Below are 11,947 nucleotides of genomic sequence, written 5' to 3'. Positions count from 1 at the left end.
TTACTCCTGAATTTGTCCCATTACTTGGCCATCAAAGCCTTGAATTATGCGTTTTCCAGAAAACGCGACGAGTGCGATTGTGCGGCTTTGACCGGGCTCAAATCTCACTGCCATTCCGGCAGGAATATCGAGACGAAACCCTAAGGCTTTCTCTCTATCAAAGCTTAAGAATTCATTTACTTCATAAAAGTGATAATGGGAACCGATTTGAATCGGTCTATCACCCATGTTGGCTACGGTTAACGATTGTTTGTCATAGCCTTGGTTGAGCTCAACATCACCGAGCGCTTTATTTACAATGATTTCACCAGGGATCATGGTGTTCCTTTAACAACTTAATCGACGAACGACTTACTGAACGAAAGTGCTTAAACTGTGTTTAAACAATTGGTTCATGTACCGAAACTAACTTAGTTCCATCAGGGAAAGTGCATTCCACCTGAACGTTATGCACCATCTCTGGCACGCCCGGCATAACCTGCTCAGCGGTCAGAATCGTGCGGGCGTAATTCATCAATTCGGCTACTGTACGTCCGTCTCTAGCGCCTTCCATAATGGCGCAGCTGATTATGGCTATTGCCTCTGGGTAATTGAGTTTCAAGCCACGTGCTAATCGGCGTTCAGCGACTAAGCCAGCAGTAAATAGCATCAGCTTGTCTTTTTCTCTTGGGGTTAATTCCATGGTTTTTTTCTCTTTCAAATCGATTTTTATATCGAGGCGATGGTGACCATCTTATTGGTGTTACTGACATTGGCTCTGTGTGCTTTGGGTTAGGTGGACCATATTCTTGGCACCTCTGGGTATTCACCGAACCAGTGTTGGCGAACGCAGCGCCAGATCTGCACAAAACTGGCCATCATAGGCTCGGTTTGTTGGCCTAAGGCTCGCACTATCATCAAGCTATCTTCTGCACCGCTGGTTAACGACATTGCACTACTGGTTGATGCGCTGCCAATTTCACTGGTACCGAGCAAAACGTCGGCTTTAAAACGCATCTGCAGCTCGTCAATCACTTGGTTAATCTTCGCAATTAGCTCAGGCTCAACAGGAGTGATATACAGGCTTCCTGACATGGCAAAGTCTCGTAATGCAGCAGCTTGTTCGACATGACTCGGCGCTTGTACTCGTAGCGTTTCCGCCAGTAATACTCGGTCATTACGACGGATAAAGGTTTGCCCTAATACTTGGCCATGATCAAAGTGCTCATCTAGCATTGGCCGACCAAAGCACTGCATTTCCCAACCGATGAACCGTGCATCTGCTGCCAGCTTAATTTGTGTTAGCAATTTACAGTTCGCCCCAGGAAAGAAGATGTTCTCCATGGGGAGCCATTCAAGTAAACCGTCCTTTTTGACGCTTAATTCTTGGCTTTGCCATGCTTGCTCGCCATTACTGCGGTAAAACTTAGTGGCACCGGGGGTGGTCAGCAACGCATGGGCCTTGGCGCCAACATCAATATCGACACTCAGCAGATCACCACCGACTACGCCTCCAGGGGGATGCAACAGATAGGTGTGACAAGCTGCACCGTCAGGAAAGAACGTTTTTTGTACTGTTAAAGGCCCGAGCTGATGACGCTCTAAAAGACGAGTTTTTTCTCGCTTGAAGCCATATTTAAGGCTGAGTTCTGCGCGCCAGCCGCCAGTAGAGTCAGGGCGTTTAAAGCAAACGCTATTAGGAATATTCATTAATCAAATTTATCCAAATATTGCAGGCAAAATAGCAAGCCGACAGTTCGCATATTCATAAATGAGCATGCAAAATAAATGAAGATTTCAGAAAAACGCGCGCAACTAGGCTACTCAATCAATATGAATATTGATGAGGTTTTAGGCTGTGCCTAAGTGAGGCTTAAGCAAGATCTAAACGGAAACTAAGCTGAGTCTGAGCTAAATCTAGGCTAAATCCGGACTAGATCTAAACTAAAGGTAGCAACAAAGCTCAAACGATTCAGTGAAGGATCGGCTGCGAGCGCTTTTAAAATCTATTGAATAAAAAGTTGTGAATAGTTAACGCTTTGAACGAACCCAAATCGCGTAGCCAGCTACGATTACGGCCAGTAAGATAAGAGGTGCAACATCAGATAAGTGATGGAATAAACCAACAGAACCGTGACCTGGATGTGCCCATGAAACAGAAGGGATCAATAGCATGATCAATGTAGGAAGAAGACTCTTCATTGTGTGTATATCCTGAAATAAATTGTGGTAAGCAGTGCGGAGGAAAGAACATTCCTCCTGAGAAGCCGCCATAGTAAACCTTTTCGACCGAAAAACAATGATAGAGATCACTAAGTGGGCGACAAGTGCGAAGAAAATCTGATTTCTAAATTTAGGGGCTTATTGCTTTGTTTTAGAGCTGTACGTTATGCCTGCAGTTGCCGAGCGAACAAATTTGACTCTTTCACTCAGGGCTAGTGTATGTTGTAGGCCTGCGGTCACTGAGCAAATAAGTTTGCTCACGGCATCAAGGCTGATGCTTTGTTTTTATATACAATGGCTTGATACAAACTTTGCTATAACCCGCTGCAGTTATGGGTTTAAGCTGTTTTACAGGTAAAGAAGTAGCGCCTATAGTTAATGCAAAATATTGTCTGTATTAACTCTGATTGTTTGCTATCTGTACAGATAATGGGTTTATTGAGTGGAGCGGTATATGGCATCTCATAAAAGTAAGGCGGAGCTATTTTCCTTATTGCACCTACTTGATGATTTTAGTCACTGCCAACTACACAATGGCTTCATTCAAACATTAACTGAAAAAGATTTACGTCTTCAGGCTCCGTCCTCTATCGGGCTCGATAAGTCATCAGTTATGCCTTGTATTAGTATTTATGATGATTCAAAGCCTGAAAACACCAATGTTCTGCAGCAATACTTCTGTAGCAAGAGTGCTGATGATAATGCTGCCATTCAGCAGGTTTTCAACACTCTTAACCCAGTAAGTCAACTGTCGAAAAGCAGGCATCAAAGACACTACCGACTAGTCGCATATGCTGAAGAGAAAAAGCGTACACCTGTGGCGTTTGTGACCTTTAATGTTGGTCTGATCGATTCTTGGTATTCGGACGATAATACCTGTAATGAGCGCCAAATCGGGGGGTGTTGTTACCTGCTTTATGCCTATGTGGTACCAAAGTGGCGTCACCTTGGGATAGGCAGCTGCCTGTTTCATCTTATATCAAATCTATTTTGGGCCCAGTTACAGTTTATCGATGCACAGGCAAAATCCCACCACTTAACTATGGTGCCTTTGATTTATGAGAGCGAGGCGGCGAAAGGCGCCGAAGGCTTGTTAAGTCAGGTCGCGATGAACATCAATCAGTATGAGGCTTTATCACTGAATAATGATAAAGCCTCTACGAGTGCCAAGCCTTGTATGAGTAATATTTTATAGGCTTTGTTTTAGGGACGGCTTTTTGCTTTAGGCCTTGAGCCACAGGGCAAACAAGTTTGCCCTGTGGCTCAAGGCCGATGCTTTTTTCTACTCAGCTTGACTCTTAGTCAGGGTCATAGTCTAGCACTGGGGCTAACCAGCGCTCGGTCTCTTCGATGCTCATGCCCTTACGTACCGCATAATCTTCAACCTGATCGCGGCCAATATTGGTCACGCCAAAATAGCGAGACTTAGGGTGGGCAAAGTACCACCCCGATACCGCTGCCGTTGGGAACATGGCGTAGCTTTCGGTGATATTAAGACTGATGGTTTCATCAGGCTTAAGCAAGTCCCAAAGCAGGCCTTTCTCGGTATGATCCGGGCAAGCAGGGTAACCGGGCGCAGGTCTAATACCTTTGTATTTTTCACGAATTAGCGCCTCGTTATCGAGCGCTTCATCGCTAGCGTAACCCCAAAACTCTTTACGTACCCGCTCATGCATACGCTCGGCAAAGGCTTCGGCTAAACGGTCTGCTAAACATTTGAGCATAATCGCGTTGTAATCATCGTGCTCGGCTTCAAAGCGCGCCACATGCTCGTCAATACCGTGACCTGCAGTTACCGCAAAACCGCCCATGTAATCAGCAACACCAGAGTCTTTTGGTGCAACAAAGTCGGCTAAACAGAAGTTGTCGTTACCCACGCGTTCTATCTGCATCCGTAGGTGATGAGTTGTTAGTTCAAGCTCGCTACGGCTCTCATCGGTGTAAAGCTCAATATCGTCATGGTTGACGGTATTGGCTGGGAACAGGCCAATCACAGCTTTAGCGGTAAGCCATTTTTCATTGATGATCTTATCTAGCATGGCTTTACCATCGCTAAATAGTTTACGTGCTTCAACGCCCACGACCTCATCATCTAAAATACGTGGAAAGTGACCATGTAGCTCCCAGCTTCTAAAGAATGGCGTCCAGTCTATGCGTTCCACCAAATCCTCTAGTGGGTAATCATCAAATACCTGACGGCCTAGCTGATTAGGCACAAATGGTGTGTAGTTATCCCAGTCATGTCGACAGCGGTTTTCACGCGCCGCCTCAATGGTGGTGATCTCTTTACGCTTAGTCTGCGACAGACGCTTTTCACGCATCATGTCATATTCTGCATAGGCTGCATCAATTGTCGCTTGGCGTGTTTCATCATTAATCAGCTTAGACACCATAGGCACTGCACGTGACGCATCGGCAATATAGATGGCACCTTCTGGTGAATGGGGCGCAATCTTTACTGCGGTATGAATTTTCGAGCAGGTTGCACCACCAATAATCGACGGTATGGTTAAGCCCGCTTTATGGAAGCTCTTAACGTTATGCACCATCTCATCGAGGCTTGGGGTGATAAGCCCTGACATACCGATAATATCGACTTTTTCCGCCTTGGCTACTTCGATGATTTTCTCAACTGGTACCATAACGCCTAAGTCGATCACTTCATAACCGTTACAGGCTAGCACTACGCCCACGATGTTCTTACCAATATCGTGGACATCGCCTTTAACGGTGACCATTAAGATCTTACCGTTAGACTGGCCCTCGACCTTTTCAAGTTCGATATAAGGGTTTAAGTATGCCACGGCTTTTTTCATCACTCGGGCAGACTTGACCACTTGCGGCAGGAACATCTTGCCTGAACCAAATAGGTCGCCCACTATGTTCATACCATCCATGAGTGGCCCTTCAATCACATCCAGCGGGCGCGTGGCTTGCTGACGGGCTTCTTCGGTATCTTCATCGATAAAGTCGGTAATACCTTTCACTAGTGCGTGAGCAAGGCGTTCATTAACTGGCTTAGTGCGCCACTCTAAATCTTCTTTCTTTACGGCTTGACTGCCATCACCGCGGAATTTTTCCGCGACGTCTAATAACAGCTCGGTGTTATTGGTATCGGCAATTTTGCAAGGCAAGTTCTGGACTATGGCTTCGACTCTTTCTTTAAGCTCTGCATCGATATCGTCATAAATTGCCAGTTGTCCGGCGTTAACGATCCCCATGTCCATACCTGCTTGAATCGCGTGATACAGGAACACGGCGTGAATCGCTTCACGTACCGGGTTGTTACCACGGAACGAGAACGATACGTTCGATACACCGCCTGAGACCATCGCGTGAGGTAGGGTACGTTTAATTTCAGCGGTTGCCTCGATAAAGTCGACGGCGTAGTTGTCGTGCTCCTCGATACCCGTTGCGATAGCAAAGATATTTGGGTCGAAGATGATGTCTTCTGGCGGAAAGCCGACCTTATCAACCAACACGTTATAAGCGCGGGTACAGATCTCGACTTTGCGCGCTTTGGTGTCGGCTTGACCAACCTCATCAAAGGCCATCACAATCGCTGCAGCGCCATAACGCTTAACGAGTTTGGCCTGCTCGATAAATTTATCTTCGCCTTCCTTTAGGGAGATAGAGTTAACGATACCTTTACCTTGAATACACTTAAGGCCAGCTTCAATCACCTCCCACTTAGAGGAGTCGATCATGATCGGCACTCGTGAGATATCAGGCTCTGAGGCAATTAAGTTAAGGAATTTATGCATGGTTTCGGCGCCGTCGAGCATGCCTTCATCCATGTTGATATCGATGATCTGTGCGCCGTTCTCTACTTGATCGCGCGCAACTGACAGAGCCTCTTCATATTCGCCGGTTTTGATTAGGCGTAAAAACTTGGCCGAACCCGTGACGTTGGTTCGCTCACCCACATTTAAAAATAGCGAGTTCTCATCTATGGTCAGAGGCTCAAGCCCTGATAGACGGCAAGCGACTGGAATATCGGGTAATGGGCGGGCTTGATGTTTGATCACGGCTTCGCGAATGACCCGAATATGATCAGGCGTGGTACCACAACAGCCACCAATAATGTTTAAGAATCCTTCTTGTGCCCACTCTTCGATAACCTCAGCCATCTGCTCAGGGGTTTCATCATAGCCACCAAATTCATTAGGTAGACCGGCATTCGGGTGTGCCGATACAAAGCATTCAGAGATCTTAGATAGTTCTTCCACATAGGGACGCAGCTCTTTTGGCCCTAATGCACAGTTAAGACCGATAGATAGCGGCTTAACGTGGCGCAGTGAATTATAGAAAGCTTCGGTTGTTTGGCCTGTAAGTGTGCGCCCTGAGGCATCGGTGATGGTGCCTGAGATCATAATTGGCAGACGGAAACCTTGAGTGTCATATACGGTTTCAATCGCGAACAGCGCGGCTTTAGCGTTTAGCGTATCAAAGATGGTTTCCACCATGATGATATCCGCGCCGCCAGCAATTAGGGCATTGATTGATTCGATATAGGCTTCGACGAGTTCATCGAAGTTGACGTTACGAAACCCAGGATCGTTTACATCAGGACTGATAGAACAAGTACGGTTGGTCGGGCCGAGTACACCGGCTACATAACACTGGCGCCCGGTTTCGGCTTCAACTTCGTTGGCGGCCTCGCGAGCAAGGCGTGCTCCGACAAGGTTAATCTCTGCCGAATGCGCCTGCATGTCATAGTCTGCCATCGCGATACGGGTGGCATTAAAGGTGTTGGTCTCGATGATGTCTGAGCCAGCAAATAGGTAGTCTTTATGGATCTGCTTGATGGCTTGAGGCTGGGTAAGTACCAACATGTCGTTGTTGCCCTTTACATCGCAATGCCAGTCCTTGAACTGCTCGCCACGAAAATCTTGCTCTTCAAACTTACGATCTTGGATCATGGTTCCCATCGCACCATCTAGAATAAGGATCCCATCATGAAGCTTTTGGGTAAGGACAGCTAAAACCTTGTCGGCAGTGTCTGGAGTATGTGCTACCGCGCTCAAGGCATGTGTTGGGGTACAGGTTGCCATAGATAATTCCTACCAGTTCGCAAAAGAGTATTTTTATAAATTATTCTTGGTAAATCATGTCCGTAATTTTTCATTTAAGCGCCTCTCGTTAATAGAGAGACTTTTTGTTTGGACATTTATACGTATAGACGTCCATAATACGTGAGGCGTAACAAAAAGTGCAAGTGCTAAAGCATGATACTTTTTCAGCATTAAAAGCCTATGAATTTTATGTAAGTAGCTGATAAACAATAGAGGAAAATGGTAAGCATGCAAACCACAAGGGTGATCTTGCTTAGACATGGAGAATGCGAAGGTGGCAATATTTTGCGCGGCCAGATCGATGTTGCGCTGACAGAGCAAGGTCAGCAACAGATGCAAAGCGTGCTTGGCGGGCTTCAAAGCCCCGGTTTTGCACCCGATGCGGTGCTGAGCTCCCCACTTATTCGCTGCGCTAATGTCGCTGAGGAATTTGCATTAACTCAGGGGGCGGCTTATTCAACAAATGCTGGCTTTAAAGAGCTGAATTTTGGCGATTGGGATGGGCAAACATTCGATGCATTATATCAGTCGCATGCCGAAGAACTTGATGCTTACTGGGCTAATCCTTGGGCTGTTGCGCCGCCTAATGGCGAATCCATGCAGGCATTTGAGTTGCGTATCGACAAGGCATGGCTGACCATGCTTGAAGAGTATAAAGGTCGGTGTGTGTTGCTGGTGACTCACGGCGGCGTGATGCGTCACTTGATGGCGAAGGCTCTAGGAATAACACATGCCGCAGGTTTTTATACCTCACTTAAATTACCTTATGCAGCAAAGGCTGAGATTGATGTGCTGCACGATAGCGACAAGCAATATATGACCTTGAATTGGGGAGAGAAGGTTCTAGGATAAAAAGAAGGTCCTAGGCCCTAGGAACAGCAGGAAAAAGCTGAGACGGTGAAAGCAAAGACGATTAAAGCCGAGCGGCCTGCGGCCTTGACTGCGTCACTTACAGAACGTTGCGCTTACGGCAAGGCAAAGAAAGCTCCTAGGAAAAAGCAAAGACGGGAGAAGCCGGAAAAGCAAAGAAGAGACAAAGGTCGTGATTTTTGATTTTTCTAGCAGGGCGTAGCCCGTCCTCGAAGCGAAGCGCCCTAGGACCTAGCCGCTTTTTTAAAGCAAGGCGACTTGCTAGATAAGAAAAAAGCTCAGCACGCAAATGCACTAAGGCGTGTTAAACTGCGGCGTTATCTTTAAGGCCTTGCATTAAGGCGTTAAAGAAAGCGTAAAAAGAAAGTTAGGTGCTTAACGGCATAAAGGGAACCGGAGGCTGACTGAAAAGGTTAGCTGAGTCCGGACTGTACCCGCAACTGTAGGGAAGATAGCATTTGGCTATTTTTCAAGTCAGATACCTGCCTAACTTAATGTTGTTCGAAACATGCCAATATGTATCGAAATTTAAAAGTGTAGCCATATGCACATTGACTCGAGCGGGCGACTCGGGGGAGACAATAAAATGAAACCTAAAATAGGTTTAGAGGCGGTCAGCCTCAATGACTGAACGGGCGCTAGAACCTAAGGTTAACACTCACAGCAATGCTCAAGCTAAGTGCAATGCTAACGGTAATAGCAATAGCAATACCGTGCTGTCAGTGAAAGATTTAAGCTGGGAGCTCAACGGTACAGCTATTTTATCGGCCATCGAATTTAGCTTAGCTGAAGGCAAGATGTTGGGCATTATCGGCCCTAATGGCGCGGGTAAGTCGAGCTTACTGCGTTGCCTATACCGTTTTATTAAACCCACAACTGGCAGCATTCATCTATTTGGTGACGAGATCAATACCTTGTCGGCCAAGGCTTTTGCTAGACAGATTGCGGTCGTTCTTCAAGATACCCCACACCATTTTGAGATGACAACTGCGCAACTCATCGCCCTAGGGTTAACCCCCCATAAAGGCGCGTTTGATTTTTCCAGTCGTGGTGATCGAGAAGTGATCGCTAAGGCCCTTGCTAAGGTAGGTCTGCAAGACAAGGCAAATCAAGCCTATGAGAGCCTGTCTGGCGGTGAGAAACAGCGTGCGCTTATCGCTCGGGCAATAGTGCAGCGACCTAAGTTGCTTATTCTCGATGAGCCGACTAACCACCTAGATATTCGCTATCAGATCCAGACCTTAGAGCTACTGCGAAGCCTCAAGATCACGGTTATCACCTCAATTCATGACCTTAACCTCGCCAGCGCCCTATGCGATGAACTGCTGCTATTGAACAATGGCCGCAGCGTGGCGAAAGGCTCACCTAAAGCTGTGCTGACCGAGAAGCGTATTGCCGAGGTGTTCGATGTGTGCTGTGAGATTAAGCCCCATCCACAACATGGTAATCCACTGATCAGTTACTTTTATGGCTATGATGCAAGCCTTGAGAAAAATGCTCAGCATTCAATAGCAGAGCATGTGGTAGGAGGCCAAGATGATTAACTCTACAACGGCTCAAGTTGGTGCCCTAAAACTTGAGCGGCGTCCTGTCGAGTACCTAGTGTTTTGCTTGTTAGTCTTTATTAGCTTGCTCACCCCCTTTGCGGCGACAAGCTTTGGCGCAGCCACGATTAGTGCCGTCGATGTGTTCAATGTCTTTAGTTATAAGCTGTTGAGTGTTGGCGAGCCTCTTGGCGTGAGAGAACGAATTATCTGGGAACTGCGTTTACCGCGAGTGCTACTGGCCTTTGTGGCCGGAGCCGGACTGTCGATAGCGGGCAGTGTGCTGCAAACCGTGACACGTAATCCGCTGGCGGATCCTTATCTGTTTGGGATCTCATCTGGCGCCTCTTTCGGCGCTGTGGTGGCATTAACTCTCTTTAGCCAAAGTATGCTCTGGTTAAGCCTACCCGTAGGGGCCTTTATCGGTGCTAGCTTGTCGGTGGTGATGGTGCTGAGCCTGTGCGGGCGCAACCTGAGTACCCAAGTCGAGCGCATGCTGCTCTCCGGCGTGGCCATTTCGTTTATGTTTGGGGCAATGGCGAGTCTAATGCTGTACTTCTCTAGCCCACAAGCCACAGCTTCTGTGCTGTTTTGGACCTTAGGTAGTTTTGCTAAAGCCAGTTGGCAAGGTCTGTGGTTACCTGCCGGTGTCGTCATGTTAGCGACCTTGATTATCTTACTGAATAAAAGGCAGATTGTGGCTATGCGTGCGGGCGATGAAACGGCCCATACCTTAGGGATAAATGTCGGCCACTTGCGTCTAAATATGTTGTTATTGTGCTCGCTTATCACCGCGATACTGGTAGCAAATTGTGGCGGCATAGGCTTTATCGGCTTAATGGTGCCACATACGGTACGTTTACTGTTTCCTGGGCGTTATCCGCTATTGTTAACTGCGCTGGTGGGCGGACTATTTATGGTCTGGGTTGATGTGCTCGCGCGGACCTTATTGAGTTATCAAGAGTTACCTGTGGGGATTATTACCTCGGTGATGGGCAGTATTTTCTTTCTATTTATTCTAGGCAGTCGTAGCGGTAAACGTATTTAGCGAGCCAGATTAAAAACCTTATTGAGTGGCAAAGTGGAGCCCGCGATGTTTGATATAAAAGCAATAAACACTGAATTTGATGAACAGATCCAGCAAAAAATAGACACCAAAACTAAACCTCTAGGCGCGCTGGGTGATCTCGAATCATTGGCTCTGCAAATAGCCAGAGTGTTAGGTAAAGATAAGCCACAAATCACCAACCCGAAGATGATGGTCTTTGCCGCCGATCACGGTATTGCAGAGTCGGGGGTATCGATAGCACCTAGTGAGGTGACCACTCAGATGGTGGTTAACTTTATCAACGGCGGCGCGGCGATTAACGTGTTTACCCGTCAGGTGGGCTTCGATTTAGAAGTGATCGATTGCGGAATTTTAAAGCCGATTGAAAATCTAGAGGGCGTGATTAACCAGCGTTTAGGCTCGGGCACTGGCCCGATTCATAAACGCGCGGCGATGACTTTAGGCGCGGTGAAACAAGGCTTTAAGATGGCGACCGAAAGAGTCGAGCTGCACCATCAAAATGGTTGTAATTTGATTGCCTTAGGTGAGATGGGGATTGGCAATACTTCGTCAGCCGCCGCGATAATGTCAGCCTTAACAGGATGCAAAGTCGAAGATTGTGTTGGCCGTGGCACTGGCATAGATGCGGCGACCTTTAAGCGTAAGAAGATGCTCGTTGAGCAAGCGTTGCTTGTGCATCACAGTGAACTTGATGACCCTATGCAGGTACTGGCCTGTGTCGGCGGCTTTGAGATAGTACAGATGACGGGGGCAATGCTAGCCGCAGCCGAGCGTAACATGCTTATTATTGTCGATGGTTTTATTGCTAGCGCCGCAGCGTTAGCGGCGGTGAAGATTAATCCAAATGTACGAGATTATATGATTTTCGCTCATCAGTCAGATGAGAAGGGACATGTGTTGATGCTGGAGTTCCTGCAAGCTAAACCATTATTAAAGCTTGGCATGAAGCTAGGTGAAGGTACGGGCGCTGCACTGGCGTTACCGCTTATCCAAGCAGCCACAAATTTTTATAACGAGATGGCCAGCTTCGAAGATGTTGGCATAGAGATTTAACAGCCGAAACAAGCTAAGACGGTACAGGCTCAGACGAACGGCCTGCGGCCTAGCGAACGTGACGTCGTCACTACAGAACGCTTTGCTTACGGTACAAGCAGAGACGAAAGAGCTTATTTATTCTTTTGTAGGTT

Annotated in this window: 10 protein-coding genes and 1 riboswitch; of the genes, 5 read left to right on the top strand and 5 right to left on the bottom strand. The window is 47.2% G+C overall.

Going from position 1 to position 11,947, the window contains the following annotated elements:
* The 4 genes from Q1A86_RS05705 to Q1A86_RS05690 form a co-directional block, all read right to left on the bottom strand.
* On the bottom strand, positions 1-318 hold the full coding sequence (locus Q1A86_RS05705) for an urease subunit beta (protein WP_299804000.1): 318 nt from the start codon (positions 316-318) through the stop codon (positions 1-3).
* A 61-nt stretch (positions 319-379) separates the two neighbouring features.
* Positions 380-682, bottom strand: a complete 303-nt coding sequence (gene ureA / locus Q1A86_RS05700; RefSeq protein WP_299803998.1) for an urease subunit gamma — start codon at positions 680-682, stop codon at positions 380-382.
* Between the two features lie 89 nt (positions 683-771).
* Entirely contained in the window at positions 772-1,689 is a 918-nt protein-coding gene (locus Q1A86_RS05695; protein WP_299803995.1) for an urease accessory protein UreD, read from the bottom strand.
* A gap of 321 nt (positions 1,690-2,010) precedes the next feature.
* On the bottom strand, positions 2,011-2,181 hold the full coding sequence (locus tag Q1A86_RS05690; RefSeq protein WP_299803992.1) for a hypothetical protein: 171 nt from the start codon (positions 2,179-2,181) through the stop codon (positions 2,011-2,013).
* Positions 2,182-2,656: 475 nt separating this feature from the next.
* On the opposite strand from Q1A86_RS05690, the gene Q1A86_RS05685 reads away from it, so the two are divergent.
* Positions 2,657-3,397 (top strand): hypothetical protein, encoded by a 741-nt coding sequence (locus Q1A86_RS05685; protein ID WP_299803989.1) that lies wholly within the window; start codon positions 2,657-2,659, stop codon positions 3,395-3,397.
* Positions 3,398-3,500: 103 nt separating this feature from the next.
* On the opposite strand, the gene metH is transcribed toward Q1A86_RS05685, so the two are convergent.
* Entirely contained in the window at positions 3,501-7,256 is a 3,756-nt protein-coding gene (metH, locus tag Q1A86_RS05680) for a methionine synthase (RefSeq protein ID WP_299803986.1), read from the bottom strand.
* A gap of 249 nt (positions 7,257-7,505) precedes the next feature.
* On the opposite strand from metH, the gene Q1A86_RS05675 reads away from it, so the two are divergent.
* From Q1A86_RS05675 to cobT, 4 genes are all read left to right on the top strand, one after another.
* Positions 7,506-8,129: a histidine phosphatase family protein gene (locus tag Q1A86_RS05675; protein WP_299803983.1), complete on the top strand. Its 624-nt coding sequence runs from the start codon at positions 7,506-7,508 to the stop codon at positions 8,127-8,129.
* A gap of 370 nt (positions 8,130-8,499) precedes the next feature.
* Positions 8,500-8,652: riboswitch (cobalamin riboswitch) on the top strand.
* A gap of 118 nt (positions 8,653-8,770) precedes the next feature.
* The gene (locus Q1A86_RS05670) at positions 8,771-9,691 is read left to right on the top strand and encodes an ABC transporter ATP-binding protein (RefSeq protein ID WP_299803981.1); all 921 of its coding nucleotides are present in this window, start codon (positions 8,771-8,773) and stop codon (positions 9,689-9,691) included.
* Positions 9,684-10,739 carry an iron ABC transporter permease gene (locus Q1A86_RS05665; RefSeq protein ID WP_299803978.1) on the top strand — a complete coding sequence of 352 codons (1,056 nt, stop codon included), beginning with the start codon at positions 9,684-9,686 and terminating at the stop codon, positions 10,737-10,739. Before Q1A86_RS05670 ends, Q1A86_RS05665 begins: the two co-directional genes overlap by 8 nt.
* A 45-nt stretch (positions 10,740-10,784) precedes the next feature.
* Positions 10,785-11,813 (top strand): nicotinate-nucleotide--dimethylbenzimidazole phosphoribosyltransferase, encoded by a 1,029-nt coding sequence (gene cobT / locus Q1A86_RS05660; RefSeq protein WP_299803976.1) that lies wholly within the window; start codon positions 10,785-10,787, stop codon positions 11,811-11,813.
* Positions 11,814-11,947 lie beyond the last annotated feature (134 nt).

The organism is uncultured Shewanella sp., from assembly GCF_947497935.1.
Lineage (GTDB): Bacteria > Pseudomonadota > Gammaproteobacteria > Enterobacterales > Shewanellaceae > Shewanella.
Note: the sequence above shows the minus strand (reverse complement) of the source record. Positions and strands in the feature narration are given on the sequence as shown.

Bases quoted from the DNA above. Each gene is read 5' to 3' on its own strand.
- Q1A86_RS05705 (WP_299804000.1), bottom strand. From the start codon at position 318: ATGATCCCTGGTGAAATCATTGTAAATAAAGCGCTCGGTGATGTTGAG.
- ureA (WP_299803998.1), bottom strand. From the start codon at position 682: ATGGAATTAACCCCAAGAGAAAAAGACAAGCTGATGCTATTTACTGCT.
- Q1A86_RS05695 (WP_299803995.1), bottom strand. From the start codon at position 1,689: ATGAATATTCCTAATAGCGTTTGCTTTAAACGCCCTGACTCTACTGGC.
- Q1A86_RS05690 (WP_299803992.1), bottom strand. From the start codon at position 2,181: ATGAAGAGTCTTCTTCCTACATTGATCATGCTATTGATCCCTTCTGTT.
- Q1A86_RS05685 (WP_299803989.1), top strand. From the start codon at position 2,657: ATGGCATCTCATAAAAGTAAGGCGGAGCTATTTTCCTTATTGCACCTA.
- metH (WP_299803986.1), bottom strand. From the start codon at position 7,256: ATGGCAACCTGTACCCCAACACATGCCTTGAGCGCGGTAGCACATACT.
- Q1A86_RS05675 (WP_299803983.1), top strand. From the start codon at position 7,506: ATGCAAACCACAAGGGTGATCTTGCTTAGACATGGAGAATGCGAAGGT.
- Q1A86_RS05670 (WP_299803981.1), top strand. From the start codon at position 8,771: ATGACTGAACGGGCGCTAGAACCTAAGGTTAACACTCACAGCAATGCT.
- Q1A86_RS05665 (WP_299803978.1), top strand. From the start codon at position 9,684: ATGATTAACTCTACAACGGCTCAAGTTGGTGCCCTAAAACTTGAGCGG.
- cobT (WP_299803976.1), top strand. From the start codon at position 10,785: ATGTTTGATATAAAAGCAATAAACACTGAATTTGATGAACAGATCCAG.